Origin of the sequence: Palleronia pontilimi, assembly GCF_016412875.1 — a bacterium.
GTDB classification, from domain to species: Bacteria; Pseudomonadota; Alphaproteobacteria; order Rhodobacterales; family Rhodobacteraceae; genus Palleronia; species Palleronia pontilimi.
In genome coordinates this window covers 295,513-322,102 of sequence record NZ_JAEKPD010000001.1, presented here as the reverse complement: position 1 = coordinate 322,102, position 26,590 = coordinate 295,513, and the positions used below count along the sequence as shown (strand labels likewise).

General features: G+C 67.0%; 31 protein-coding genes. 18 read left to right on the top strand and 13 right to left on the bottom strand.

Going from position 1 to position 26,590, the window contains the following annotated elements; all coding sequences use genetic code 11:
* Positions 1-15 precede the first annotated feature (15 nt).
* The 10 genes from bchC to pufX all read left to right on the top strand — a co-directional run bounded on the left by bchC (position 16) and on the right by pufX (position 7,961).
* On the top strand, positions 16-957 hold the full coding sequence (gene bchC / locus ILP92_RS01625) for a chlorophyll synthesis pathway protein BchC (protein WP_198914614.1): 942 nt from the start codon (positions 16-18) through the stop codon (positions 955-957).
* On the top strand, positions 954-1,958 hold the full coding sequence (locus tag ILP92_RS01620) for a chlorophyllide a reductase iron protein subunit X (RefSeq protein WP_198914613.1): 1,005 nt from the start codon (positions 954-956) through the stop codon (positions 1,956-1,958). Before bchC ends, ILP92_RS01620 begins: the two co-directional genes overlap by 4 nt.
* Positions 1,959-2,028: 70 nt before the next feature.
* Positions 2,029-3,606, top strand: a complete 1,578-nt coding sequence (gene bchY / locus ILP92_RS01615; RefSeq protein ID WP_198914860.1) for a chlorophyllide a reductase subunit Y — start codon at positions 2,029-2,031, stop codon at positions 3,604-3,606.
* Positions 3,606-5,081: a chlorophyllide a reductase subunit Z gene (bchZ, locus tag ILP92_RS01610; RefSeq protein WP_198914612.1), complete on the top strand. Its 1,476-nt coding sequence runs from the start codon at positions 3,606-3,608 to the stop codon at positions 5,079-5,081. Before bchY ends, bchZ begins: the two co-directional genes overlap by 1 nt.
* Positions 5,078-5,305, top strand: coding sequence for a cytochrome PufQ (pufQ, locus tag ILP92_RS01605; RefSeq protein WP_198914611.1), 228 nt, complete (start codon positions 5,078-5,080; stop codon positions 5,303-5,305). The genes bchZ and pufQ overlap by 4 nt, the downstream gene beginning before the upstream one ends.
* 148 nt (positions 5,306-5,453) lie before the next feature.
* Positions 5,454-5,603 (top strand): light-harvesting antenna LH1, beta subunit, encoded by a 150-nt coding sequence (gene pufB, locus ILP92_RS01600; RefSeq protein ID WP_127772051.1) that lies wholly within the window; start codon positions 5,454-5,456, stop codon positions 5,601-5,603.
* Between the two features lie 14 nt (positions 5,604-5,617).
* Complete coding sequence (gene pufA / locus ILP92_RS01595; protein WP_198914610.1) at positions 5,618-5,797, top strand: light-harvesting antenna LH1, alpha subunit; 180 nt, start codon at positions 5,618-5,620, stop codon at positions 5,795-5,797.
* A gap of 114 nt (positions 5,798-5,911) precedes the next feature.
* Entirely contained in the window at positions 5,912-6,742 is an 831-nt protein-coding gene (pufL, locus tag ILP92_RS01590; protein ID WP_198914609.1) for a photosynthetic reaction center subunit L, read from the top strand.
* Between the two features lie 17 nt (positions 6,743-6,759).
* Positions 6,760-7,740, top strand: coding sequence for a photosynthetic reaction center subunit M (gene pufM / locus ILP92_RS01585; protein WP_198914608.1), 981 nt, complete (start codon positions 6,760-6,762; stop codon positions 7,738-7,740).
* A gap of 5 nt (positions 7,741-7,745) precedes the next feature.
* Positions 7,746-7,961 (top strand): RC-LH1 core complex protein PufX, encoded by a 216-nt coding sequence (gene pufX, locus ILP92_RS01580; RefSeq protein ID WP_198914607.1) that lies wholly within the window; start codon positions 7,746-7,748, stop codon positions 7,959-7,961.
* A gap of 471 nt (positions 7,962-8,432) precedes the next feature.
* Here the strand turns inward: pufX and ILP92_RS01575 are convergent, their stop codons facing one another.
* The 10 genes from ILP92_RS01575 to chlG all read right to left on the bottom strand — a co-directional run bounded on the left by ILP92_RS01575 (position 8,433) and on the right by chlG (position 17,524).
* Positions 8,433-9,182 carry a lysozyme family protein gene (locus ILP92_RS01575; protein ID WP_198914606.1) on the bottom strand — a complete coding sequence of 250 codons (750 nt, stop codon included), beginning with the start codon at positions 9,180-9,182 and terminating at the stop codon, positions 8,433-8,435.
* 63 nt (positions 9,183-9,245) lie between these two features.
* On the bottom strand, positions 9,246-10,781 hold the full coding sequence (locus tag ILP92_RS01570; protein WP_198914605.1) for a tripartite tricarboxylate transporter permease: 1,536 nt from the start codon (positions 10,779-10,781) through the stop codon (positions 9,246-9,248).
* Positions 10,782-10,784: 3 nt separating this feature from the next.
* On the bottom strand, positions 10,785-11,216 hold the full coding sequence (locus ILP92_RS01565; protein WP_198914604.1) for a tripartite tricarboxylate transporter TctB family protein: 432 nt from the start codon (positions 11,214-11,216) through the stop codon (positions 10,785-10,787).
* A complete protein-coding gene (locus tag ILP92_RS01560) occupies positions 11,213-11,761 on the bottom strand; it encodes a GNAT family N-acetyltransferase (RefSeq protein ID WP_198914603.1) in 549 nt (182 codons plus the stop codon). The genes ILP92_RS01565 and ILP92_RS01560 overlap by 4 nt, the downstream gene beginning before the upstream one ends.
* A gap of 63 nt (positions 11,762-11,824) precedes the next feature.
* The gene (locus tag ILP92_RS01555) at positions 11,825-12,817 is read right to left on the bottom strand and encodes a Bug family tripartite tricarboxylate transporter substrate binding protein (RefSeq protein ID WP_198914602.1); all 993 of its coding nucleotides are present in this window, start codon (positions 12,815-12,817) and stop codon (positions 11,825-11,827) included.
* 78 nt (positions 12,818-12,895) lie between these two features.
* On the bottom strand, positions 12,896-13,462 hold the full coding sequence (locus ILP92_RS01550; RefSeq protein ID WP_198914601.1) for a L,D-transpeptidase: 567 nt from the start codon (positions 13,460-13,462) through the stop codon (positions 12,896-12,898).
* Positions 13,463-13,596: 134 nt separating this feature from the next.
* Positions 13,597-14,154, bottom strand: coding sequence for an isopentenyl-diphosphate Delta-isomerase (idi, locus tag ILP92_RS01545; protein WP_198914600.1), 558 nt, complete (start codon positions 14,152-14,154; stop codon positions 13,597-13,599).
* A 7-nt stretch (positions 14,155-14,161) separates the two neighbouring features.
* The gene (locus tag ILP92_RS01540) at positions 14,162-15,337 is read right to left on the bottom strand and encodes a geranylgeranyl diphosphate reductase (protein ID WP_198914599.1); all 1,176 of its coding nucleotides are present in this window, start codon (positions 15,335-15,337) and stop codon (positions 14,162-14,164) included.
* A 4-nt stretch (positions 15,338-15,341) separates the two neighbouring features.
* On the bottom strand, positions 15,342-16,622 hold the full coding sequence (locus ILP92_RS01535) for a BCD family MFS transporter (protein WP_198914859.1): 1,281 nt from the start codon (positions 16,620-16,622) through the stop codon (positions 15,342-15,344).
* A complete protein-coding gene (gene chlG, locus ILP92_RS01530; RefSeq protein WP_198914598.1) occupies positions 16,619-17,524 on the bottom strand; it encodes a chlorophyll synthase ChlG in 906 nt (301 codons plus the stop codon). The genes ILP92_RS01535 and chlG overlap by 4 nt, the downstream gene beginning before the upstream one ends.
* 192 nt (positions 17,525-17,716) lie before the next feature.
* On the opposite strand from chlG, the gene ILP92_RS01525 reads away from it, so the two are divergent.
* The 4 genes from ILP92_RS01525 to ILP92_RS01510 are packed head-to-tail and all read left to right on the top strand — an operon-like array spanning position 17,717 to position 19,569.
* Complete coding sequence (locus tag ILP92_RS01525; protein WP_198914597.1) at positions 17,717-18,151, top strand: EF-hand domain-containing protein; 435 nt, start codon at positions 17,717-17,719, stop codon at positions 18,149-18,151.
* 51 nt (positions 18,152-18,202) lie between these two features.
* Complete coding sequence (locus tag ILP92_RS01520) at positions 18,203-18,772, top strand: sigma-70 family RNA polymerase sigma factor (protein WP_198914596.1); 570 nt, start codon at positions 18,203-18,205, stop codon at positions 18,770-18,772.
* Positions 18,765-19,133: a hypothetical protein gene (locus ILP92_RS01515; protein WP_198914595.1), complete on the top strand. Its 369-nt coding sequence runs from the start codon at positions 18,765-18,767 to the stop codon at positions 19,131-19,133. Before ILP92_RS01520 ends, ILP92_RS01515 begins: the two co-directional genes overlap by 8 nt.
* Before the next feature lie 4 nt (positions 19,134-19,137).
* Positions 19,138-19,569: a periplasmic heavy metal sensor gene (locus tag ILP92_RS01510; RefSeq protein WP_198914594.1), complete on the top strand. Its 432-nt coding sequence runs from the start codon at positions 19,138-19,140 to the stop codon at positions 19,567-19,569.
* 97 nt (positions 19,570-19,666) lie between these two features.
* Here ILP92_RS01510 and ILP92_RS01505 read toward each other — a convergent pair whose 3' ends face one another.
* Positions 19,667-20,188 (bottom strand): YybH family protein, encoded by a 522-nt coding sequence (locus ILP92_RS01505; protein ID WP_198914593.1) that lies wholly within the window; start codon positions 20,186-20,188, stop codon positions 19,667-19,669.
* Positions 20,189-20,286: 98 nt separating this feature from the next.
* On the opposite strand from ILP92_RS01505, the gene ILP92_RS01500 reads away from it, so the two are divergent.
* From ILP92_RS01500 to ILP92_RS01490, 3 genes are all read left to right on the top strand, one after another.
* The gene (locus ILP92_RS01500; RefSeq protein ID WP_198914592.1) at positions 20,287-21,228 is read left to right on the top strand and encodes a LysR family transcriptional regulator; all 942 of its coding nucleotides are present in this window, start codon (positions 20,287-20,289) and stop codon (positions 21,226-21,228) included.
* 391 nt (positions 21,229-21,619) lie between these two features.
* Positions 21,620-22,192 carry a hypothetical protein gene (locus tag ILP92_RS01495; RefSeq protein WP_198914591.1) on the top strand — a complete coding sequence of 191 codons (573 nt, stop codon included), beginning with the start codon at positions 21,620-21,622 and terminating at the stop codon, positions 22,190-22,192.
* Positions 22,095-23,228 (top strand): calcium-binding protein, encoded by a 1,134-nt coding sequence (locus ILP92_RS01490; RefSeq protein WP_198914590.1) that lies wholly within the window; start codon positions 22,095-22,097, stop codon positions 23,226-23,228. The genes ILP92_RS01495 and ILP92_RS01490 overlap by 98 nt, the downstream gene beginning before the upstream one ends.
* Before the next feature lie 82 nt (positions 23,229-23,310).
* Here ILP92_RS01490 and ILP92_RS01485 read toward each other — a convergent pair whose 3' ends face one another.
* Complete coding sequence (locus tag ILP92_RS01485; RefSeq protein WP_198914589.1) at positions 23,311-23,676, bottom strand: hypothetical protein; 366 nt, start codon at positions 23,674-23,676, stop codon at positions 23,311-23,313.
* 270 nt (positions 23,677-23,946) lie between these two features.
* Between ILP92_RS01485 and ILP92_RS01480 the strand changes: the two genes are divergently transcribed.
* Positions 23,947-24,984 (top strand): Hint domain-containing protein, encoded by a 1,038-nt coding sequence (locus tag ILP92_RS01480; RefSeq protein WP_198914588.1) that lies wholly within the window; start codon positions 23,947-23,949, stop codon positions 24,982-24,984.
* A 119-nt stretch (positions 24,985-25,103) separates the two neighbouring features.
* Here ILP92_RS01480 and ILP92_RS01475 read toward each other — a convergent pair whose 3' ends face one another.
* Positions 25,104-26,519 (bottom strand): DUF2252 domain-containing protein, encoded by a 1,416-nt coding sequence (locus ILP92_RS01475; protein WP_198914587.1) that lies wholly within the window; start codon positions 26,517-26,519, stop codon positions 25,104-25,106.
* Between the last annotated feature and the right edge of the window lie 71 nt (positions 26,520-26,590).

The window sequence follows — 26,590 nt, the reverse complement described above, 5'->3', positions numbered from 1 at the left end:
AGAGCCCAAACCACCGTGCCAGATACCGCTGCCATCATCCTTGAAGGGCCCCGCGCCCTGGACATCGGAACCCTTCCGATCGCCGATCCGCAGGACGGGGACGTCGTTGTCGAGATCAGCCATTCCGGCATATCGACCGGCACCGAAAAGCTGTTCTGGACGGGCGAAATGCCGCCCTTTCCGGGCATGGGGTACCCGTTGGTTCCGGGCTACGAATCCTTGGGCGAAGTGGTCGAAGCGCGTCCGGGCGCCAAGCTGAAGCCCGGCACCCATGTCTTCGTGCCCGGCGCCGATTGCTACGGCGACGTGCGCGGCCTGTTCGGTGGCGCGTCCCGGCGAATCGTCACCCCTGCCAAGCGCGTGACACCGGTCGATGCGGCCCTCGGCGCGTCCGGCACGCTGCTGGCGCTGGCCGCGACCGCACGCCACGCCATGGCCGGGCTGCACACCGAGCTGCCCGACCTGATCGTGGGCCACGGTGTCCTGGGCCGTCTGTTGGCGCGCCTGACCGTGGCCGCGGGCGGTCGCCCGACCGTCTGGGAAATCGATCCCGACCGCAGCACGGGCGCGCGCGGCTACGAGGTTCTGCACCCCGACAACGACACGCGTCACGACTACGCCACCATTTTCGACGCCAGCGGCCGCGCCGAGCTGCTGCCGCAGCTGATCGGGCGCATCGCCAAGGGCGGCGAGATCGTGCTGGCCGGCTTCTATACCGACCCGATCAGCTTCGCCTATCCGCCCGCCTTCATGAAGGAAGCGCGGCTGCGGGTCGCCGCGGAATGGACGCCGCTCGACATGGCGGTGACCACCCAGATGACCGCGTCCGGCGCCTTGTCGCTGGACGGACTCGTGACCCACAGCGCGTCGGCGAAAGACGCAAAACAGGCCTATGAAACCGCGTTCAGCGATCCGGCCTGCCTGAAAATGATTCTCGACTGGAAGGACGTGGCATGAGCCTCGACGAAGTCCCCAATCTGAAACGCTACGACGCGGACCTCAAGGCCGAGGCCGCCGAGCCGACGCTGGAAGTCCCGCAGGCCGAGCCCACGTCCAAGACCCAGATTATCGCGATCTACGGCAAGGGCGGGATCGGCAAGTCCTTCACGCTGGCCAATCTCAGCCACATGATGGCCGAGCAGGGCAAGCGCGTGCTGCTGATCGGCTGCGATCCGAAATCCGACACCACGTCGCTGCTGTTCGGCGGCAAGGCGTGCCCGACGATCATCGAGACCTCGACCCAGAAGAAGCTGGCGGGCGAAGAAGTCGCCATCGGCGACGTGTGTTTCAAGCGCGGCGGCGTGTTCGCCATGGAGCTGGGCGGGCCGGAAGTGGGCCGCGGCTGTGGCGGGCGCGGCATCATCCACGGCTTCGAGCTGCTGGAAAAGCTGGGCTTCCACGATTGGGACTTCGACTACGTCCTGCTGGATTTCCTGGGCGACGTGGTCTGCGGCGGCTTCGGCCTGCCCATCGCGCGCGACATGGCGCAGAAGGTGATCCTGGTCGCGTCGAACGATTTGCAAAGCCTCTATGTCGCCAACAACGTCTGCTCGGCGGTAGAGTATTTCCGCAAACTGGGCGGCAACGTGGGCGTCGCGGGCCTGGTCATCAACAAGGACGACGGGTCTGGCGAGGCGCAGGCCTTCGCCAAGGCCGTGGACATCCCCGTGCTGGCCGCGATCCCGCAGGATGACGACCTGCGCAAGAAATCCGCCAACTACCAGATCGTCGGCACGTCCGAATCGCACTGGGGATCGCTGTTCGCCGGTCTGGGCGAAGCGGTGGGCCTCGCCCCCGGCGTGCGCCCCGCGCCGCTGACCCAGGACGAGCTTCTGGCGCTCTTCGACAGCAAGGACACCGGCGGCGATGTGGTGCTGGTGCCCGCGACCGATGTCGACATGCGCGGCAAGAAGGGCACGCCGAAGGCGTCGCTCGAGGTGATCTACGACGACGTGTGACGGCCGACGGCCGGGGGGGCCAGCCCCCCGGACCCCCCGAGGTATTTCTGGAAAGATGAAGACAGGCAGCATGGACCGCGAAGTGACAAATGACCCATCGGACGAGGTCGAGGTGATCGAGGGCCCCGCGCGCGGCGACGCGCCGGAGCTGGCCGTCGATCCGTCGGCGGGAGACGGTCACGGCTGTCACGCGGGCGCGGACGCCATGGAAGCCGCCGCGCGAGCCGCGGGGCAAAGCGAATTGCTGGACGGCTATGCCGCCGACTACCCGCAAGGCCCCCACGACAAGCCGCAAAGCATGTGCCCCGCCTTCGGGTCGCTGCGCGTGGGCCTGCGGATGCGGCGCGTTGGCACGATCCTGTCGGGCTCGGCCTGTTGCGTCTATGGGCTGACCTTCGTGAGCCATTTCTACGGCGCGCGGCGGTCGGTGGGCTACGTGCCGTTCAACTCCGAGTCCCTCGTGACCGGAAAGCTGTTCGAGGACATCCGGGAGTCGGTCCACGACATGGCCGATCCGGACCGCTACGACGCGATCGTTGTGACGAACCTGTGCGTGCCGACGGCGTCGGGCGTGCCGCTGCGGCTGCTGCCCAAGGAAATCAACGGCGTGCGGATCATCGGCATCGACGTGCCGGGCTTCGGCATCCCCACCCATGCCGAGGCCAAGGACGTTCTGGCGGGTGCGATGCTGAACTACGCTCGGGCCGAGGTGGCCGCGGGCCCGGTGCCTGCGCCAGCCACGGGGCGCGACGATCGACCCACGGTAAGCCTGCTGGGCGAGATGTTCCCGGCCGATCCGATGATGATCGGCGCGATGCTGGCGCCCATGGGCCTGGCCGCCGGACCGGTGGTGCCCTGTCGCGAGTGGCGCGAGCTTTACGCCGCACTCGATTGCGGCGCGGTCGCCGCGATCCATCCGTTCTATACCGCCGCCATGCGCGAATTCACCGCCGCGGGCCGTCCCATCGTGGGCAGCGCGCCGGTGGGCCATGACGGCACCGCCGCGTGGCTGGCCGGGATCGGCGACGCGTTCGGGCTGGCCGCCGACAAGGTCGCCGCCGCGCAAAACGCCTTCCTGCCCGCGATCAAGGCCGCGCTGCAGGGCAGCCGGATCGACGGCACCATCACCCTGTCGGGCTACGAGGGCAGCGAGTTGCTGGTCGCGCGGCTGCTGATCGAAAGCGGCGCGCGGGTGCCTTACGTGGGCACCGCCTGCCCCAAGACATTGCAAAGTTCCGCCGACCGCGAGTGGCTGGAAGCCCACGGTGCGAAGGTGAAATTCCGCGCGTCGCTGGAAGACGACCTGGCGGCGATGGAGGCCGTGAAGCCGGACCTCGCCATCGGCACCACGCCCGTCGTCCAGAAGGGCAAGGAGCTGGGCATCCCGTCGCTTTACTTCACCAACCTGATCTCGGCGCGGCCGCTGATGGGCCCCGCCGGGGCCGGATCGTTGCAGCAGGTGGTGAACGCCGCCATGGGCAACCGCGACCGCATGTCGAAGATGAAGGCGTTCTTCGAGGGCGTGGGCGGTGGCGACACGGCGGGCGTCTGGGAAGGCAAGCCGAACATCCGCGAAGATTTCCGGGCGCAGAACCTCAAGAAGCTGGAAAAGCAGGCGCGCGCGAAAAAAGCGCAGGAGATGATCTGATGCTGGTGCAGGATCACGACCGCGCGGGCGGATATTGGGGCGCAATCTACGCCTTCTGCGCCGTGAAGGGCCTGCAGGTCGTCATCGACGGCCCGGTGGGTTGCGAAAACCTGCCGGTCACCTCCGTCCTGCACTACACCGACGCGCTGCCGCCGCACGAGCTGCCCATCGTCGTCACCGGCCTGGGCGAAGGCGAAATGGGTGCGGGCACCGAAGAATCCATGAAACGCGCCTGGGATACGCTGGATCCGGCGCTGCCCGCGGTCGTCGTCACCGGCTCGATCGCCGAGATGATCGGCGGCGGTGTCACGCCGCAGGGCACCAACATCCAGCGGTTCCTGCCGCGCACGATCGATGAAGACCAGTGGGAATGCGCCGACCGGGCGATGACGTGGCTGTTCACCGAGTTCGGCCAGACCAAGGGCCGCATGCCGCCCGAGAAGAAGCGCGCCGAGGGCGACACGCCCCGCGTCAACATCCTTGGCCCCATGTACGGCACCTTCAACATGCCGTCGGACCTGGCCGAGATCCGGCGCCTGGTCGAAGGGATCGGCGCCGAGGTCAACATGGTCATGCCCCTGGGCGCGCACCTGGCCGAAATGCGCAACCTGGTGAATGCCGACGTCAACATCTGCATGTACCGCGAATTCGGGCGCGGCCTGAGCGAGGTGCTGGGCAAGCCCTACTTGCAGGCCCCCATCGGCGTCGAAAGCACGACCACCTTCCTGCGCACGCTGGGCGACCTGCTGGGCCTCGACCCCGAGCCGTTCATCGAGACCGAAAAGCATTCCACGCTGAAGCCCGTCTGGGATCTCTGGCGCTCGGTCACGCAGGATTTCTTCGCCACCGCCGAATTCGCCATCGTGGCCAACGAAACCTATACCCGCGGCATCCGGCACTTCATGGAAGACGAGCTTGGGTTTCCCTGCGCCTTCGCCATCCCGCGGCTGGCGGGCAAGAAGACCGACAACGACGCCGTGCGCGCCCTGATGCACGCCAAGCGGCCGCTGGTCGTCATGGGGTCGATCAACGAAAAGATGTACCTGGCCGAGATGAAATCGGGCCACGGCCCGTCGCCGTCCTTCATCCCAGCGAGCTTCCCCGGCGCCGCCATCCGGCGGGCCACCGGCACGCCCTTCATGGGCTACGCGGGCGCGACCTACCTGCTGCAGGAGGTCTGCAATGGCCTGTTCGACGCGCTGTTCCACATCCTGCCGCTGGGCAGCGAGATGGACGCCGCCGACGCGACGCCCGCGACCCTGAAACACGACTTCCCATGGGACACCGACGCGCAGGCCGAGCTTGACCGCATCGTGTCCGAGCACCCGGTGCTCACCCGCATTTCCGCCGCCCGCACCTTGCGCGACGCCGCCGAAAAGGCAGCGCTCGCGACGGGTGCAGACAGGGTGGTCCGCGAAACCGTCGCGGCATTGCAGCCCGCGACACAGAAATCCAACCCGGAGGACGCCACATGAGCGACATGACCACACAATTCAGTGCCGAGGCGCCGCGCGCACGCGCCAATCCCAAGGCCGAGTTCTACGCCTATTTCGCTCTGATCTTCGCGGCGACGCTGCCGCTGGCGATCCTGACCTGGGCGCTGACCGCCGCGCGGCAGATGACCCTGCCCGAGAAGGGACCGATCAAGCGGGCCTGGAGCCAGGCGCGCATCATCACGCCGATGATCTTCTCGGCGTGACGACCTGATCCCGCCCCGGGCTTGCACCGGGGTGGGAGCCACAGAATTCTTCCGGCAGCCTTAGGGTCGTCGGGCGAAGTCCGGATTGTTCCGGAACCCGGCCGCGGGGCCCCGCGGCGTCAGCTTTACGATCCTAAGGAGAGTAATAATGGCTGATAGAACCGACCTGTCATTCACAGGTCTTACCGACGAGCAGGCGCAGGAATTGCACTCTGTCTACATGAGCGGGCTCTGGCTGTTCTCAGCCGTGGCTGTCGTCGCTCACCTGGCAGTGTTCATCTGGAAGCCCTGGTTCTGAGGAAGGACTGAATAATGGCAAAATTCTACAAAATCTGGCTGGTCTTCGACCCGCGTCGCGTGTTCGTGGCGCAGGGCGTGTTCCTGTTCCTGCTGGCGGCGATGATTCACCTCGTCCTGCTCAGCACGGACCGGTACAACTGGTTCGAGCAATCCGCTGCCAAATACGGCACCGGTGCAGTCGCGGCCGAATAAGACCACTTGCACAGCTGTTGCGGGCGGTCGGACCACCGCCCGCCCGCAACAAACCCCCGAGCGAATTGACAAGACGGCCCGCTAACGGACGCCGCCAGACAACGGAGTAAGAAGATGGCATTGCTCAGCTTCGAACGAAAATACCGCGTGCCGGGCGGCACGCTCATCGGCGGCGACCTGTTCGATTTCTGGGTCGGGCCTTTCTTTGTGGGCTTCTTCGGGATCACGACCGTCTTCTTTGCCGGTCTGGGCACGATCCTGATCTTCTATACCGCCGCGATCCAGGGGGTCTGGAACCCCTGGCTGATCTCGGTCAACCCGCCGCCGATCTCGATGGGATTGGGCGCGGCCCCGCTCGAGATGGGGGGCTTGTGGCAAATCATCACGATCTGCGCGCATGGCGCCTTCATCAGCTGGGCCCTGCGCGAGGTCGAGATCTGCCGCAAGCTGGGCATCGGGTTCCACGTGCCCGTCGCCTTCGGTGCGGCCATCGTCGCCTACACGACGCTTCAGGTGATCCGGCCCGTGCTGATGGGCGCCTGGGGGCATGCGTTTCCCTATGGCATCTGGAGCCACCTCGATTGGGTCAGCTACACCGGCTACCTCTATGGCAACTTCCACTACAACCCGGCCCACATGGTCGCCGTGTCGCTGTTCTTCACCACGACGCTGGCGCTGGCCCTGCACGGATCGCTGATCCTGTCGGCGTCGAACCCCGCCAAGGGCAAGGAAATGCGCAACCCCGAGCATGAGGACACGTTCTTCCGCGACTTCATCGGCTACTCGATCGGGCCGCTCGGCATCCACCGCCTTGGATTGCTTCTGGCGATCAACGCGGGCCTCTGGAGCGCGCTGTGCATCGTGATCTCGGGCACCATCTGGTTCGATCAGTGGATCGCCTGGTGGGATTGGTACATCGAACTGCCCTGGTGGGCAGACCTGTAAGAAGAAAGGGCACGGATATGCCGCATTATCAAAACATCTTCACGCAGGTCCAGGTTCAGGGCCCGCCCGAAATGGGCATGGTCGAGGACACCGATCTGCGTGACCGCACCAACAATGCCAGCTTCAGCCAGCTTGCGGGCTGGCTGGGCAACGCGCAGCTGGGGCCGATCTACCTTGGCCCGTTCGGCGTGGTGTCGCTGCTGACCGGGGGGCTATGGTTCTTCCTGGTGGGCATCAGCTTCTGGGTCCAGGTGGACTTCTCGCCGGGCCTGTTCTTCCGCGACCTCTTCTACCTGGCGCTCGAGCCGCCCGCGCCGGAATACGGCCTGGGCATGGCGCCGATCTGGGACGGCGGGCTGTGGCTGATCTCGTCGTTCTTCCTGCTGGTGGCGGTCATCAGCTGGTGGATCCGGTCCTACGTCCTGGCCGACCAGCTGGGCATGGGCAAGCATGTCTGCTGGGCCTTCGCGTCTGCCATCTGGCTGTTCCTGGTGCTGGGCCTCATCCGCCCGGTCCTGATGGGCAGCTGGTCGGAAGCCGTGCCCTATGGCATCTTCCCGCATCTCGACTGGACCAACCTGTTCTCGCTGACCTACGGCAACCTGTTCTACAACCCGTTCCATGCGCTGAGCATCGTGTTCCTGTATGGCTCGACCCTGCTCTTCGCCATGCATGGCGGCACCATCCTTGCGGTGGGCCGCTACGGCGGCGACCGGGAACTGGAGCAGATCGTCGACCGCGGCACGGCATCCGAGCGGGCGGGCCTGTTCTGGCGCTGGACCATGGGCTTCAACGCCACCATGGAAGGCATCCACCGCTGGGCGTGGTGGTTCGCGGTGCTGACGACCCTCACGGGCGGCATCGGCATCCTGTTGACCGGAACGGTCGTGGATAACTGGTTCGTCTGGGCGCAGGAACACGGTTACGGCGCGGCGCAGAACTACGTCCCCGCCCGCACGCCGGAAGAGTTCATGATCTACAGCCCGTATCAGGAGTGATCGACATGAGTGACGACAAGAAAACCTGGTTCCTGGAAGACAGCATTCAGCCGTCGCTCCGGATGTGGGTATTCACCCAGATGTGCCTGGGGGCGGTCTATGCGGGCGTTGTGTTCTTCGGGGTGATCGGTTTCGTGCTGATCCTGCGGGCGATCAGCTACCTGCTGCCCGAAGATCCCTACGCGGCGATCCAGGTCCTGCAGCTATCGGGCTTCGCCTGATCCAACGAATTGAGCGGCAGCCTTGGTGCCGCCGCTCACGCCAGGTCGCGGCCCCCTGCAGGGGGATGTGACGTCGGGGTCTCCATACCCCGGTTCCCTTCCTGTTGGCTACAGGAACGCACCCCGAAGGCATGCCTTCGGGGTGCACTACTTTCCGGATCCCCCGACCGCCGCCATCCCGCGTCACGCCCGCGCATGTGCTGGTGGCCGACGGCAGGGCCATGGCGGTGAGCCGATCGTCCGGCGCGGCGTTGAAGAGCGTCGGTCGTCCGTGCCGTCGCCGATTGCGCTAGGGAGGGTTCGCACAGCCCAATCTTCGTTGGCCGCGGGGCGTGACCCACGGTCGGTATCGCAGACCCGCAGACTGATGGTGGCGGAGAGGAGTTATAGGTGCATCTGGCTTCCCCCGATTGATTGAGCCCTGCAACCTGAACGGAAACCGGGCCAAAAGCGTGAGCCCGGGGTCGGCCTTTACCCAAGTCCCGGGAACGCGCGGGCCATTTCCGCGTCGAACCGGGCGTAGGTCATGGTGGCCTTGTTGCCCGCGTAACCCTGGTAGTAGGACTTGCCGGACGCCGTGGGCAGCCCGGCCCAGATCTTGGCAAGGTTGTGCATGAAGGTCCGGCGCGGCATCAGGCCGTCGCGAAAGGCCAGAAGCCCGGCTTCCTTCAGCAACTCGTCGGCCAGGCGGTCCTGCAAGGCGGGCGAGAAGCGCATCTCGCCGTGGGCGCCGATCTTGCGGACCAGGCGCGCCAGCGTCTTCGGGATGAACTGGTAGCGGCCGATGGCGTGGGGCTGGCCGGGCGTGGCGCGGATCCACAGCACGATCTCTTCCAGCGTCATCTGCGTGGGCGGCTTGCGCGGCTTCACCTTCGCCCCGTGCTGCACGGCGTCATAGCCCATGCGCCCGGCTTCCGCCGAGGCGATGACCGCGCGCAGATGGGTCAGCGAATCGCCGGACATCGGACCCAGGGCGCGTTGCCCCAGATCCACCGGACGGTCCGGCAGGGGCGCGAACAGGCCGGCCGCGGCCGTGTCCATGAACAGGCTGGCCGCCTGCACCTTTGCCTCGGGCGCATCCGTGGGTGTGCGGGTGTCGAACATGGGCGCGCGCGGCGTGAAGATCGACCCGCGCGGCGCCATCAGCGAGCCGTCCGCGTAAAGACTGCCGGGCAGCATCACGCCCGCAAGCACCATCATCACGCCTTGCCTGAACCGCATCCGTACCTCGCATCTTTCGTTTGGATGCGAAGCTGCCCGATCAGGGTGAAGATTTCGTTGCGATCAGTCGCCCACGCCTTCGGATGTGCCGCGCATCTTGCGGCGCACCACGCCACCCACCAGGATCGGCAGCACGAAGCCGGTGAAGGCGATGATCCACAGCCCGATCGCCAGGGGCGAGCCCAAGAGCACCCAGTAATCGCCGTCCGAGATGTTGACCGCGCGGCGCAGGTTCACCTCCATCTCGTTGCCCAGAAGGGTGCCCAGGATCACCGGCACCAGCGGCACGTCGAGCTTTCGCAGCACCCAGCCCAGCACACCGAAGCCCACCATCACCATCAGGTCGAACGACGACCCCGAGATCCCGTAGATCCCCACGAAGCTGACCATCGCCACAACCGGCATCAGGATGCGCGGCGGCACCAGCAGCACCCGCGTGAACAGCCCCACCAGCGGGATGTTCATGGCCAGCAGCATGAAGTTGCCGATGAAGAGCGCCGCGATCAGGCCCCAGACCACGTCGGGGTTCTGGGTGAAGAGCAGCGGACCGGGCGTGATGTTCAGCGCCAGCAGCACCGCCAGCAGAACGGCCGTGGTGCCAGACCCGGGCACGCCCAGCGCCAGCATCGGCACCAGCGCGCCCCCGGCGGCGGCGTTGTTGCCGGCCTCGGGCGCCGCCACGCCGCGCGGGTCGCCCTTGCCGAAGGTCTCGCCCTTGGGATCGACCATCTTCTTTTCCATGGAATAGCTGATGAACGATCCCAGCGACGCCCCCGCGCCGGGCAGCACGCCCGCGATGAAGCCCAGCACGGTCGTGCGGCCCATGGTCGGGATGCAGGACTTGACCAGCGCCCAGCTTGGAATGATCCGGCCCACCTTGGTCGGCGGCTTTTGCGAGATATCCTTGTCGGTGCCCCGGTGTTCGAGGAAGACGAAAACCTCGCTCAGCGCGAACAATCCGACGATGGCCACCAGGAAGTCGATCCCGTCGTAAAGATGCACCTCGCCGAAGGTGAAGCGCGGCACGCCGGTCTGGGTGTCGACGCCGACCATCGCCAGCGCCAGGCCCAGCGCCGCGGCGAAGGCGGCCTTGGCCTGGTTGTTGGACGCGATGCCGCCCAACGTGGCGAAGGCCAGCGTGAACAGCGCGAAATACTCGGCCGGGCCGAACAGAAGCGCGACCTTCACCAGCTGCGGCGCCAGCAGAACCAGCCCCCAGGTGGCGAAGAAGGCGCCCACGAAGGACGCGATGCCCGACAGCGCCAGCGCTTCGCCCGCGCGGCCGGCCTGCGCCATGGGATAGCCGTCGAGGCACGTCATCATGGCAGGCTCGTCGCCGGGGATGTTCAGCAGGATCGAACTGATGCGCCCGCCATACATCGCCCCGTAATAGACCGATGTCAGCAGGATCAGCGACGGCGTCGCCCCCAGTCCCAGCGTGAAGGCCAGCGGGATCAGAATCGCCACGCCGTTCGACGGGCCAAGGCCGGGCAGGGCGCCCATCACGGTGCCCAGGAAGCAGCCCAGCAGCGCCAGGCCGATATTCTGCCAGGTCAGCGCGACGGCGAAACCGCCCGCAAGGTCGGACATCAGCTCCATCGCTCAGAACCCCCAGGGGCCGCGGGCCAGGCTCAGGCCCAGCACCATGCGGAAGATGACGTAGATGCCCGCCGACGTGCAGACGCCGATCACCACGCTTTGCAGCGGCTTCGATCCCAGCCGCCATGTCAGGTATCCGCTGGCCACGGCGGTCGCGGCGACGAAGCCGACCTCGGGCAAAGCCAGCGCGTAGGCGATCATCACCAGCGCGGCCAGCGCGATCTCGGCCAGGCGACCGGCGCGGGGCCAGGACGGCTCGGGGTCGGGCTTCAGAAGGAAATAGAGGCACGAGGCCGCCATCACGGCGGCGATGATGTAGGGAAAGACCTTGGGGCCGACCACGTCCGACAGGAAGCTTTCCTGGATCACGCTGGCCTGCCACGCAAAGAAGATCGCCAGAAGCAGCCCGATGCCGCCGAAGATGCGGTCGCTCACGCCGTGTCCTCCATCAGGTCGATGCCCGTCGCCGCGCGCCACTGGTCGGGGGTCAGGGTGTAGGCCTTCATCGGCACGCCCATATCCAGCGCCTCGTCGTATTGGTATTCCGCCCCCAGCCGCGTGGTCGCGATCTGCGAGCGCAGGTTGTCCTGCGCGATGTGGAACCAGACCCGCGGCAGTGACGCGAAGGCATGACGCAGCATCAGGGTCTTCATCTCGCGATTCCACGCGCCGCCCCAATGGGCGCGGTCGAGAAACGTGTATCCGATCCCCCATTCGCCGGGATGGGCTGGCACCGGGTAATAGCGCGAACATCCGATCACTGTGCCGTCCGTGCGCACGCATAGCGTGCCCTTCGACGCCAGAAGCTCGTCGAAATAGGGGTCGAACACGTCGCGCTGGTGGCGGGTGCTGGCGGGGTGCTGTTCCCAGACCAAGGGATCACTGGCCGCGTGGTAGAGCCCGTCGCGGTCGCTGGCGCGCAGCGGGCGCAGGCTCAGCCGTTCGCCGGTCAGCACCGGTTGTGGATCGAAATCTAGCATGGACTCCCCGCGATATCGAAAAGCAGACCCCGGCCAGATGGCCGGGGTCACCCGGACGGGGGCTTATTGAAGGATGCCGATTTCCTTCGACAGCGCCGTGATGCTGTCCACCGATTCGGCCACGAAGGCCTGGAACGCGTCGCCCTGCAGGTCCAGCGGCGCCAGGCCGTTGGCTTCCATCACGGCCTTCCATTCGTCGCTGGCGTAGAGCGTGCCGATCTGCTCGACCCAGTAATCATAGGCCATGTCGTCCATGTTGCCGGGCGCGTAGAAGCCACGCCAGTTGGCGCCGATGGCGTCGATGCCCTGCTCGGCGGCGGTCGGGATCTCGCTGAACTCGCCGCCCAGCCGTTCGGGCGCCAAGACGGCCAGGACCTTGATGTCACCGGATTCGACGAAGCCCTTGGCCTCGGACAGGTCGCCCGAAAACGCCTGAAGCGAGCCTGCCAGAAGCTGCGTCACCGCTTCGCCACCGCCCGCGAAGGCGATGTATTTCACGGCGCGCACGTCCTCGATCCCGGCCTCCTGGGCGGCGATCAGGACCTTCAGGTGATCCCAGCCGCCCACGGCCGAGCCGCCGCCGATGGCGATGGAACTGGGGTCCGCCTTCATGGCGTCCATCAGGCCGGTCAGGTCCTGGATCTCGCTGTCGGCGGCCACCGCGATGACGCCATAATCGGCGCCGATGGCGCCCAGCCAGCGGACCTGGTCCATGTTGTTGCCCGGATAGGCGCCCTGCGCCAGCCGCGTCGCCGTCGCGGACGAGGCCGCGACGATCAGGTCGTTGTCGTCGGCGCGCTTGTTGACGACCTCGGCGAAGGCCACGCCACCGCCGCCGCCCGACAGGTTCACGACCTGCATGGTGGACGGGATCAGCCCGAGATCCTGCAGCGACTTGCCCACCTGGCGGCAAGTGAAGTCCCAGCCGCCGCCGGGATTGGCGGGGGCGATGCATTCGGGGTTTTCGGGGGTGAAGCCGTGGCCTTCGGCCAGAAGCGGCCCCGCGGCGAAGACGGCGGCTGCCAGAACGGCGTTCCGAAGCGAAATCAGTTTCATAAGGTATCCTCCCTTGGTCCCGGATTCGTTGCTCCGGGTCCCGCGAAGGCTACGCGCGATGCAAGCGACCGCGCAACCTTACAGATAGGACGTGACGCGCGTGCCCAGTTTCACGTTGGGATAAAGCTCGATCACGTCGGAATTGGTCAGCCGGATGCAGCCCGAGCTGACGGCCTGGCCGATGGTCCAGGGCTGCGGCGTTCCATGGATGCGATAGAGCGTGTCGCGGCCGCCGCGATAAAGATAGAGCGCCCGCGCCCCCAGCGGATTGTCACCGCCGCCGGGCATCCCGCCGGCCCATTCCGCGTAAACCTCGGGCTCGCGCCGGATCATGTTGCTGGTCGGTGTCCAGCGCGGCCATTCTTCCTTGCGCTTGATGACGGTGTTGCCCGACAGGTTGCGGCCCTCGTCGCCCACGGCGATGTGGTATTCGCGGGCGCGGCCCGGCGCACGCACATGGTAAAGCGAGAAATACCCGGGGAAGATGTGGATCGTGTCCACATCCACGTCGGGCCGGATATCCACGTTGCGGGCAGACATGGTCGCGCGCGAGGTGTGCGGAAGGCCGGCGTGGCCCAGAACGGCGGACGGGCAGGCGGCCAGCGCAAGGCCGCTGGCAATGAAATGGCGTCTGGTCAGGGTCATGGCGGTCTCGGGGTTTGGCAGGCTTGGGGTTCGTGCTGTCATCGACGGTCAACCGAGTAAACGCACGGCTGCGTGATTGGTTTCCATTGTGGCAGCAAAACCCCAGATGCGGCGGCGCGCGGGACGGGCCCGGCTCAGATCGCTTCGGACGATCTAAGCTGCGCGGGATCGGACCGGTCCGCCAATTGCCCGAAGATCGAAGTGGCGTGGCGGTCCAGGTAGATCCGCAGCCAGGGCGTGAAGTGATCGGGGTGATCGGCGACCTCGGCCCGCAGGGCAGGCAGCGACACCCAGCGCACGGCCGCAACCTCGTCCGGGTTCAGCGACAGCGTCAGGTCCCGGTCGGCGGGTGCGGTGTAGATCTCGACCACTTCATGCTCGATCAGGCCGCCGCCCACCGGCGCGCGATACTCGGCGGTCAGCTGAAATTCGGGCGTGACACCGACGATCCCCAGTTCCTCGGACAGGCGCCGAACGGCACAATCAAGCCCATCTTCGCCCCAATGCGGGTGGGTGCAGCAGGTGTTCGTCCAAAGCCCCGGCGTGTGGTACTTGCCCAAGGCGCGCTGTTGCAACAGCACCGCGTCGCCATCCATCACGAAGACCGAGATCGCCCGGTGCCGCAGCCCGCGCTGGTGCGCCTTAAGCTTCTCGACCGGTGTCAGGACCCCGTCGATCCATGCCGGGATCATCACCGGCTCAGGCATAGGTTTGCGGCACCAGCCTGAGCAGATGGGCCACGTTCTTCACCCCGATGCGCAGATGCGCCATGGGCCGGGCGCGGACCAGTTTCTTGTTCATGTAAGCCTCGAAGGTCAGGCGTTGCACGTCGATGTCGTGGCACAGCGACACGAACCGTTCGCGCCGCTCGTCGGACTTGTAATAAGCGTCCTGCATGGTGCGCAGAACCCGGAACACCATCTTGTGCTCTTTCATGAAGAGCTTGCGCGCGATCTTCAGGTCGGACGCGCGGCCGGACACCAAGGCGGCCTGCGCCGCCGTCGCGGCCACCCGGCCCCCGGCCATCGCATAATAGATGCCCTCGCCCGAGCTTGGCGCCACGACGCCCGCCGCATCGCCCGCCAGCACCACGTCGCGCCCATTGTCCCAGCGGTCCAGCGGCTTCAGCGGGATCGGCGCGCCTTCCTTGCGGATGGTTTCGCATTCGCTGAGGCCGGAGGCCGCGCGCAGGTCGGCGGTCGCCTTCTTCAGGTCCACCCCGTCGATGCCGGTGCCCATGCCGACGCTGGCCTGGTCGCCGTGCGGGAAAACCCAGCCATAGAAATCTGGCGAGATCGCCCCGTCATAGATCACGTCGCAGCGCAGCGGGTCGTAGTTGCCCCCCTTGGCCGGTGCCTTGATGATCTCGTGATAGGCGATCACGTAGGGGATCTTGTCGCCGCCCGGCACCTCGCCGCGCGCCACGTTCGACCGCGCGCCGTCCGCGCCGACGATCAGCCGCGTGGGCAGGTAACGTTCCTCGCCGCTGGCCTTGTCGCGATAGACAACCGCCGTGGTATCGCCGCGTTCGATTCGCAGGAAGGTGCCGGTCAGCCGCTCGGCCCCGGCCTCGACGGCTCGCGCGCGCAGGAACTCGTCGAAATGCTCGCGGTCGACCATGCCGACGAAGCCGTTCTCGATGGGGATGTCCACCGCCCGCTGCGTGGGCGAGATCATCCGCGCCGTGTTCACCTTTGCCACGATCTGGCTGTCCGGGATGGCGAAATCGGCGATCAGCCGGGGCGGGATCGCGCCGCCGCAGGGCTTGATGCGCCCCGCCTTGTCCAGCATGGCGACCTTGCGGCCCGCCCGGGCCAGATCCTCGGCCGCGGTGGCCCCCGACGGCCCGCCGCCCACGACAACGACATCATACATGCGATTACTCTCCCGGTACGAGGGACGCTGGCATCCGCCGCCGCCCCTCCATGATGCGCGCGGCCATGAGGGCCGCGGCGATGAAGATGCAGGCTTCGCCCGCGAACACTATTCCGAAAGCAGGCGCATCGCCCAGGGCCACGCGCAGCAGGTCCACGCAGGCCGCACCCAGCAGCCCGCCGAAGCCCGCGGCGATGGCTTGCGCCGCGCCCCAAAGACCCATCCGCGTGCCTTCGCGCGCCTCGCGGCCCTCGCCCGCCAGCGCCATCATCGACCCGATGGCGGCGACCGCGAACATGCCGTTGAAAAAGCCCAGCGCGACGGTGGCGGGGACCAGCAGCGGCAGGCCCACCTGGCCCAGCGCCGCGATCGCCAGCAGCGCGCAGGCCGAGCCCATGCAGCCCGCGATCACCCAGTCCCGAAGCGCGCCCAGCCGCAGTCCCGTGGCCGCGATGCCCACCAGCAGCATGCCCACGAACACGCCGCCGTTCTGCGCGCCCGACAGCTGCGTGGACTGGCCGGGTGTGAAGGCGAAGACGAGGCCCGCGTAGGGTTCCAGGATCAGCTCCTGCAGGAAATAGGCGGTCATGCTGAGGAACACGAATATGGTGAAGGCGCGCGCCTTGGGCTCGGCCCAGATCTCGGCCAGACCGTCGCGGAACGGCATCGGCTCGGGGGCCGGGCGGGCAACGACGCCGCGCTCGATCCCCCAGGTGGCCACGACGCTCAGGAGCACGGCGCCGCCGCAGACGATGCCCACCAGCTTCAGCAGCAGCGCGGGCGAATAGGGCTGCAACAGCGCGCCCACGACGCCCGCCGTCACCGCGATCCCGGCGATCATCATCAGCCAGGTGATCGTGGCCGCCGCCGCGCGCCGGTGCTCGGCCGTGGCGGTCGCCAGCAGCGCCAGCAGCGACGTGCCCGAGGCGCCCACGCCCAGCCCGATCAGCGCATAGGCCACCACCGAGATCGCAAGGCCCAGCGCGAAAGCGCCGTCCAGCACCACCACGCCGTAAGCCGCCAGCATCCCGCCTGCCGCCAGCGCCACCATCCCGCCGATGATCCAGCGCGTCCGGTTGCCGCCGCTGTCGCTGAGGAACCCCCAGTTGGGCCGCGTGATCTGGATGCCGTAATGCAGCGCCACCAGCAGCCCGGGCAGCACGGCCAGCAGCCCAAGCTCGACCACCATCAGGCGATTGAGCGTCGACGTCGTCAGCACCACGATCGCGCCCAGCGCCATCTGCACCAGGCCCAACCGCACGATGGAGAGCCACGACAGCATCAGACCGCCATCCCCCGGATCGCGATGGCGGTGACCATCATGCCGCTCACGTAAAGCGACACGCCCACCGCGTTGTACCACGGCGCGAGGCCCTCGGGGTCGCGCAGCAGGACGCGCATTGCGGCGAACTGACCGAGCAGCGCGGCCGTCACGGCCAGCGCGAACCAAGGCTTGCCCCAGACCAGCAGCATCGCGATGACCAGCGCCTGCGGCAGCGCCATGACCACGCAGGCGATCCGGGCCGCGACCTCGGGGCCCTTGACCACGGGCAGGGACTTGATGCCCATGGCCCGGTCGCCCTCGATCGCCTTGAAGTCGTTCAGTGTCATGATCCCGTGCGCACCGATGGCATAAAGCAGCGCTACCAGGATCACGAAGAACGACGGTGCGCCCGCCGACAAAACGGCGGCGCCGGTGAACCACGGCAGGCCCTCGTAACACAGGCCGACCAGCCCCGGCCCCCACCAGCCCGACCGTTTCAGCCGGATCGGCTCGGCCGAGTAGGCCCAGGCGCAGGCCACGGCGACGACCGTCGCGCCGAAGCCCCAGGGCCCCAGCAGCCAGCCTGCGGCCAGCGCCAGCACGCTCATGCCGACCGCCACGCCCAGCGCCAGCCCGGCGGGAACGCGGCCGCTGGGAATGGGCCGCTCGGGCTGGTTGATCGCGTCCACGTGCCGGTCGCACCAGTCGTTGGCGGCCTGGCTCATCCCGCAGACCAGCGGCCCGGCCAGCACGACGCCCAGCACCACCAGCGGCCAGTCCGCGCCGGGCCAGACGCCCGCGGAAACGATGCCGCAGAGATACGCCCACATGGGCGGAAACCAGGTGACCGGCTTCAACAGCTCCAGCAGCGCCGAGGGGGCGGCGCCCACGCGCGAAGGGTGTAAGTCTGAATTGACACTCATCTGTCAACCAAACACTACCCAAGTGAGTCTCGCAAGGGTTGTCGCCGACGGGATGACGCTCAAAGCCCCTTGTTTTCCTTCGGGTGCGCGATTTTTCGCGAAAAATCGGGATGGTGCCGACGGAAATGCCCCGCTCGTCCGTATCACCCCCAGTCGCGACGCCGAACTGACACCCAACCAAAGGACACCACCATGAACAGACCCGTACTTGCAGCGCTCGCCGCCGCCCTGGTTACCGGCCTTGCCGCACCCGTGGCGATGGCGGCAGGCGAACATCGCGGCAAGGCCGACCGCATCCGCATGCTCGACCTGAATGGCGACGGCCAGATCACCCGCGACGAGGCGCAGACGGCAATCTCCGCCCGCTTCGCGGCCGCCGATACCGACGGCAACGGGGCCCTGTCGCAGGCCGAGATGACCGCCCGCGCCCAGGCCAGAGCCGCCGAGCGCGTCGCCCAGCGCTTCGCCCGGCTCGACGCGGACGGTGACGGCCAGCTCACGGAATCCGAGTTGCCCGGCCCGCGCGGCGACCGGATCGAGAGGCTTTTCGACCGGGTGGATGCCAACGGCGACGATGTTCTGTCGGCCGACGAGCTGCAATCCATGCGCGCCCGGCACAGCCGCTGAAATCCGGCGTGGCTCTTCCCCCGGGGGGCCACGCCATGCGACAGGATTGACATGTCCGACACCGATCCCCGCAGCGACGACGCCTTGCTGGCAGCCTATGCTTCGGGCGACCAGACCGCCGCCGCGCCCCTGGCCCAGCGCCACGCGCCGCGCATCCTGGCGATGGCTGCCCGGATGCTGAACGATCGCACCGAGGCCGAGGATGTCACCCAGGACACGCTGCTGCGGTTGTGGCGCAAGGCGCCCGACTGGCAGCCGGGCCGGGCGCAGGTGTCCACCTGGACCTTTCGCGTCGCCGCCAATCTGTGCACGGACCGTCTGCGCAAGCGCGCCCAGCTCCAGCCCCTGGAACCCGAGCAAGACCTGCCCGACACGGCCCCCGGCACGCTGGCCCGCCTTCACGCGTCCCAGCGGCGCACCGCGCTGGAGGATGCGCTGCAGACGCTGCCCGACCGCCAGCGCCTGGCGGTCATCCTGCGCCATATCCACGAGCTTCCGAACCCACAGGTCGCCGAAGCCATGGAGATCAGTGTCGACGCCGTCGAAAGCCTGACCGCCCGCGGCCGCGCCGCCCTTGCCCGCGCGCTTGCCCCCCGCAGAGAGGCGTTGATCCATGACTGACCGCGATACCGACCCGAGCGCCGACCTGGCCGCCGACCTGGCCGCGCTGAAGCCGGACGCGGTCCCGGATGCGCTGATGGCACGCATCGCCGAGGACGCGATGCTCGAACAAGCCTTCCACGCCGCCCGCGCGACCCCGCCGCGGCCGTCGGACCTGCTGATGGCCCGCATCGCCCGCGATGCGAAACGCCACCAGCCCCGCAACCGGTCCGACACCGGCGCGTGGTTGACCCTTGTCGCGGCGGGTGTCGCTGGGTTGATGATCGGCTTCGGCGGCGCGCTGCCTGACACGTTCAGCCTGGCGCAAGCCGATTACGACCTGACCCCGTCCTACGATTTCGAACTTCTGGCCGAGGAGTGAGCGGATGCTCCTATCGACCCTGCCCGCGCGCTGGCGCACGATCCTGGTCCTGTCGCTGGGGTTGAACCTCCTTGTCCTGGGCCTTGTGGCGGGGGCGTGGCTGGACCGCCGCGCCCACCCGTCCGTCCGGGCCGAGCCGCTGATCTGGGCCTTGCCCGACGCCGACCGCGCCGCGATCCGCGCCCAGTTGCCCCGACCCGACCGGGGCGAGCGCCGCCGCCGCTTCCGCGAACTCATCGCGGCCCTCGGCGCCGAACCCTTCGATCCCGCAGCCGCCCGCGCCGCGCTCACCCGCCAGCGCGAGCTGGGCCAAGCGCGCGCCGCCCGCGCCGAAGACGCCCTGGTGGACCGCCTGGGCCAGATGTCCCCCGAAGCGCGCGCCGCCTACGCCCAACGCCTGGCCGATCGGGTCCGCAACGGCGCCCGCCGCCGCTGATACTCATTCTTCGTTTCGCTCCATCTCCGCCGGGCGTCGGATGGGCAGGGCAGCGCCACCTTGCGCTGACCGCACCCGTCATCGGCGGCAAGGTCGCCTATTGTCCCAGCCGCGCCATCAGGTCGATGAGGGGCGGCGAAAGATCGGTGTGGTGATGCACCATACGCCAGCCATCGTCGGTCAGGGTGTAGACATTGGTGACCCTGTATCCCAGCGGGATTTCTTCGCCCGACAAGGTGGCCGTCCCGGTCTCGACACCCGTTTCGACGGCCGTGTCGCCGAAGACCGCGATGGCTTGATCTTCGAGCGTCAGCGTGCCGCCGGAAGCCATGCTTGCCACACCGTCGAAAGCGCCGACCAAGGTGGCAAGGCCGGTATCGCGCCCGCCAAGCGGGTGCTGTGCCGTGACATCCGGCGCGTCCAGCCAGAGCGAAGCGACCCGTTCCGAAATGGGCGTGCCTTGCAACATCTCGTTCAGCGCGCCGTAAAAGGCGTCCGAGACCGCTTTGACCTCGTCCGAGGCGCCCGCGTCCGCCTGCGCGATCTCCCCGGCCAACAATCCCATCAACAGGCCGGTCGTGGCACCCCGCATTGCGACTTTCATTTTGTTCCCAGTCATGCCGTAGTCCTTTCCATGTCCCGGTCCGCGTCGTGCGGGCCTGGTATCAAGGGTAGCGGAGCGAATTCTGGAAGGATAACGAACAGTTTGCATGGCCCATGAGCAAGATTGATCTCAGCAAGATCGACCTGAACCTGCTCGTCACGTTCGAGGCGCTGATGGATACGGGCAGCGTCACGAAGGCTGCCGATCGGGTCGGGCGCACGCAATCCGCCGTCAGCCACGCGCTGGCCAGGTTGCGCGAACAGCTGGACGATCCGATCTTGGTCAAGGTGGGCGGCAAGATGAAGGCGTCGCCCTTCGCGCAGCAGATGATCAAGGACGTGCGTCCGATCCTGCGCCAGATCGAAAAGGTCCTGGCCCCGCCGCGCGAATTCGACCCCGCGACCAGCAATCGAAGGTTTCGAATCGCGGTCCCGGCGATCACGGCGCTGATCGCCGAGGTCTTCGCCCGGATCGACGACGAAGCACCCGGTGTGGCGCTGGAATGGGTGGGATTGGGCGCGCATCTCTACCAGGCCGTCGCAGACGAAGAGATCGATCTGGCGCTGCTCGGCTCGGACACACCGCTGCCGGACGGCGTGATCGAGCAGGTCATGCCGACGCTCAAACGCTATACCTACATGCGCAAGGACCATCCCGCCGCCGGGAACTGGAACAAGCAGGCCTGGCTGGATTGGCCGCACGTGATGGTCGGCCTGTCGAATGCCGGGCGCCAGACCGTGGAGGCAAGCATCTCGCGCGATGGGCTTGAACGGCGCATCGGGGCGCATTTGCCGGAATTCTCGGGCGTCGCACCGCTTCTGGCACGGACGAACATGCTGGGCACGACTGTCGAGTGGTTCATGGTCGAGGACATGCAGACTTACGGGCTGATTGCCAAGCGCCCCCCGATCGACCTGCCGGACATCACCTTCCGCTTCTTCTGGAGCGCCCGCCTGGCGCAGGACCCGGGCGGATTGTGGCTTCGGTCGCTCGTGATCTCGGCTTACGAGGCGATCCAAGCCAGGGCAGAGCGGCTCGCCAAGAGCGCCGACTGAGATGCCTCCGCCATAGAAGGGCTATCTTCGCGCAGGATGCCGCCGTCGGCGTTCCGCGCAATTTTTTCAAAATGCCATCCGTACACCCCGGGACACCTCTCACGTGCGCCGAAACGCATCCTTAAGCGATTTTGCCCATGAACGTCCGCATTCGCGCCAAAGCGGTGGCCTTCGAAGTGACGACGATATCCGTGAACCATGGGGGCGCAGGACCCACTGGAAGCGACGGGGCATGGGCTGCACCCGGTCCTGTCGGCGGTGTCGTCTGCCCGGGTCTCGGATGTGGAAAGGTCGGCCCCCCGCAAAGATCGGGCCCCGCCGACCGGTGCGCGGCCCAGTCACCACCTTCGGTGCGATCTGACCCATGGCGACCTATCGCATCCCCACGGATATGCCGGGCGGCACCATCCTCGTCACCGAGGGCGGTGTCTTCATCTTCAAGCCCACGGCGTCCAACAACATCCGTCTGGAGTCAGCGTCGGGATCGCTCATCAATTTCTCGATCATCTTCGACGACAGCAACCCCAACGCGTTCGACGTCGAGATCAAGGAAAAGCTGAGCCCGGACATCACCATCGCGGACAACGTCGATCTGGGCGGCGTGTTCTTCAAGGCGGACAAGGCCACCTGCGACGTCACCCTGATCGTCGGCGACAACGTCACGAACGACACGTGGAAAAGCGGCAGCGGCAACGACGCGATCATCCTCGGCGACAATTTCGTCATCAACAGCACCTTCGCCACCAACAACGGCGATGACACCATCACCATCGGTGAGAACGCGACCGGCAGTTTCGATACAGGCGGCGGCACCGATACCGTCATCACGCGCGACCCGACGGCGACCATCAACAACGCCGAAAACCGTGCTTCAGCCCGACGGAATCGTGGACGGCACGGCGGGCGACGACGCCATGGGGCCCGGGCATTCCGACGGCGCCACGGATGCCAGCGGCACCGGTGACGACATCCTGCGCGGCTATGCCGGAAACGACACGATGGACGGCGGGTCGGGCAACGACCGGCTGGAAGGCGGCGACGGCAACGACAGCGTCCTGGGCGGAGATGGCAACGACACGCTGTGGGGCGGCAACGACCGCGATACGCTGCTGGGCGGTCTGGGCGACGACGTGTTCCTGGCCTATGCCAGCGACGGCGACAATGGCTTCTTGGGCGGCGACGGGACCGACAGGATCCTGGCGATGGTCGACGGTGCGAATGTCGGGATCGACGGGAATTTCGATGCCACCAACAGCATCGAGGTGATCGACGCGAACGGCTTTGCGAACGTGAGCATCTACAGCGTCGACGCGCAGGCGGCGTTCCTGGATTTCTCCGGCCCGACGCTGATCGACATCGCCGGCATCTACGGCGAAAGCAACAACGACACGATCATCGGCTCGCTTTCGGCGGATGTCATCCATGGCGGGACCGGCGACGACAGCCTTGATGGCGGGGCGGGCGCGGACACGTTCGGGATCGAAGACGGCTTCGGCGCGGACACGATCCTGGGCGGCGAAGGCGGAATCGACGCGGACACCATACACCTGGCCGCGCTTACGAACGCCGTTTCCGTCATCTACAACGGCGACGAGGCGGGCACGATCACCGACGGCGTCGGCACCATCGATTTCTCGGTGATCGAGCGGATCGTCTTTACCGAACTCGACGATATCGCCGACGCAAGTGCGACGACCACGGGCGTCACCATCGACGGGGGCGAAAGCGCAGACAGCATCACCGGCGGTGACGGTGACGACCACCTGATCGGCGACGGCACGGGCCCCGGCGCCGGGCCGCCTTTCTCTGGAGCGACGAGGCCGCTCCGACAGCTCCGATCACCAGCGGATCGCAGACGATCAACGGGGTCACGTTCGACTACGTCAGCACCGGAACCAGCGACCGCTTCGACGAATCGAACCGGGTGGACGGCATCGACACCGGCGACGGCACCGCAAACACGAACAGCTCGTTCGACATGGACAATGCGGGCGTCCTGACCGTCGATTTCTCGGCCAGTGTCCAGAACGTCCATTTCCGGGTCGCGGGCCTGGCAACCACCGGCGGCGCCGAGGTGCGCGCCTACGACGCATTCGGCAGTCTCGTCGCGATCACCACGAGGCCGGGCGGCAATATCTCGGCCCCAGACAACGACGCGGCGGCGGGGGACGAAACCTTTTCGGCGACGACCTTCTGACCACGGGCCTTGGCAACGACACGCTGCTGGGCGGTGCGGGCGGCGACACCATCATCGGCGGCCTTGCCGGTGCGCTGGAATACCTCGACTTGGCCAATGGCGAGGTGGTCGTCGGCACGACCGTCAGGAACTATTTCCGCTGGCAGGCCTTCAACCGGGGCGACTACTAAGAAGCGATCCTGACCTACGCGAACGGCAACACCGAGCAGTTCTTCATCTACACCTACAACCCGTTCTTCGGCGTCGCCCATGTCTTCACCACCGAAACGCCGATCGTCGGTGCCGACAGCCTGTCGGGCGGCGACGACGCCGATACGTTCCTGATCGAAGACGGCTTCGGCGGCGACACCATCGACGGCGGGGCGGGCGGTAACGACGACGACCTGCTGGATTTCTCGGCCCTGAGCACGGGCCTCGCCGTCACCTATTCGGGAGACGAGGCTGGGACCGCGACCGAAGGCAACGACACGCTGAGCTTAACCGAAATCGAGCGTCTGGACCTGACCGAGCAGGCCGACAACATGGATCCCAGGTCGACCGCTCAAGGCATCGCGCTGGACGGCGGTGGCGGCAACGATACGCTGCTGGGCGCCAGCGGTAGTGACACGCTGACCGGCGGGTTGGGCGCCGACTCGCTGCGGGGCGAAGCGGGGGCCGACAGCCTTTATGGCGGGAACGGCAACGACACGATCTTCGGCGGCGAAGGCGTCACCTCGACCAGCGATTTCGACACGATCGACCCGTCCGCGGTGACCGTTCCCGTGTCCGTCACCTATACCGGCGACGAAGCGGGCACGATCACCGACGGCACCGACACCACCACGTTCAGCGGGATCGAGGCGATCATCCTGACCGACCAGGACGACACCCTGGACGGATCTGCCGATACCAGCGGCCTGGACGTCAGCGCGGAATCCGGCGACGACAGCATAATCGGCGGTTCGGGCGGCGACAGCATCCGCGACGCGGACGGCGCGCACACCATCTCGGACGGCGCCGGGCAGGACACGATCGACGGCGGGGGCGGCAATGACAGCCTGACCGGCGGCGACGGCGACGACGTCTTCACCGTGTCGTCCGGGGCCGACACGATCAGCGATTTCAACTTCGGCAACACGGGTGCGCTTTGCGCCCGCCGCGATCTTCTGGTTTCGCGCCAGCACGGCATCCTTCTGGGCGAGAGGGGCTTTGCGCGGGCGGGCCACCTGGCCGACTGCGTGCCCGGGATCCGCATCGCCCAGGGCAAGCGCGCCGTGTCGTATCACCATCTTCTGCTCGGTCGACACCACGTCATCTTTGCCGAAGGCGTCGCCTGCGAAAGTTTCTTCCCGGGCATGATGGCGGTGAGGTCACTGGCGCCTGCCGATCGCGAGCAGCTGTTCTCGGTCGTTCCGGGCCTGGCCGACTGCCGCACCAACGCGCAAGTTCAATGCGTCTTCGGCCCCCCGGCGCTGCGCTTCTTGAAGCGCCAACGCGTCGAGCCCTCCCATGGGCTCTGGTTGCGAAACACATCGGGTGAAGATCGTAGGCGCCTTGCCACCGGGATGCGTGGCCGCTAATAGGCCAACGGAACATCCGCGGCGACACCAAGTCTGCACCGTGATCAGCGAGTGATATCGGTGGCTCGAATGCCCCTCGGGACAGCCATGACCCGAAAGGATCCCATTGGCTCAAGTCTCTAGCGATAGACCATGTCAACCTGGTCGAATGCGCCCAGCTTGTGGTCCTGCTTGAACATCTCGTGATCCCGCTTCAGCCGGTCCGCCACCTCTTCGGTCCAGCGCGCCGTGTCCCGCAGGAACAGGTGCCGGGGCGTTGCCGCCGCGATGATCGACGGCTCGACATCGTAATCCACCTGCCCCAGGTCGTCGGACAGCGCGTGCGCCTGCGCCAGGGCCGCACCGCAGGCGCGGGCGTATTTCTTCCACGATTTGTAGCTCAGATCGTCCAGGTCGATATCGTCGCGATATGGCGCGCGCTCGCGCGACATGAAGCTTTCGCCGTCGATCTCGACCGCGCCGTAGAACACGTCGCCATGGGCCAGCTGCACCGCCTGGCCGTGGGCGATCCGTTCCGCCTTGTCGCCCGCGTTGAACTCGCTGGGCGGCACCAGCCCCTCCAGCGCCGAGCGTCGCGCGGCCTTGAACTCGATGATGATGTCGTCGGTCGCGTCCTTGGACGGGCCTTCCAGCAGGACGTAATAGCGCGGCAGCCCCAGCGACGCCGTGCCCTGTCCGTGGCGCACGCAGACGTCCTTGACCCGCAACTCGGGCGAGCGGTCGGGCACGTCCAGTCCGTTGGATTCCGCCAGCGCATCCACCGCCTTCTGGAACTTCTCGATATCGCCCGAGATCGGCTGCAGCTCGTCATCCGAGCGAAACCCGCGGCCGTTGGGCTTCAGGTAGTCGTCCCACAGCCAGTCCTTGCGCTCTTCCCACGCCTGCTCGAACAGCCGCCGGATGACCTTGGGCGAGTTGTCCATCCGCCAGCTGTCGTTCTTCTCGGTGGCGTGGACGGCGTAATCCTCCATCGCGGCGAGGTAGCCCTTGATGAACGCCTTCACGACCTTGCGCCGCTTCTTGCGCTTCATGTCGGCCACGTTGTCGGCGGCCACCCAGAAGCCGACGGCGCCGCGCTTCAGGTCCCAGGTAAAGGGCGCATATATCACCTCGTCGAAATCGTTGACGCCGAAGATCGGCGCGCCGTGCTTGTCGGGCATGACGCCGAAATTCTCGGGGTGAACGTCGCCCAGCGCCATGACCGTGGGCATATGCTGATCGCTGCCCACCATGTCGCGGTAGAACAGCAGCGCCGTGCCGCGGAAGAACTTGAAAACGTCGCCCGCCAGCGTGTCGAACTTGTCGACGGCACCCTGGGCGCGCTGCTCGATCCTGCTGGCGTGGTCTTCGCGCAGGGTCGAGCGGATGTGCATCCGCCGCGCTTCGCCGCTGAGCATGGCGGGCGGGACCACCTGCGCGCCCCCGGCGATCCGTTCGGCCAGCTCGCGATAGGCATCGACCCGGCCATCGGCGCGGGCCGAGACCGACGCGTCCTGCTCGGCCTCGACGGCCTTGCTCTTCTTCTTGTCGGCCATCGCCACGTCCCCCTGATCCATGCTTCGCTGGGGCAACGCGACCCCGACGCCGTCCGTTCCTTTGGACCAGG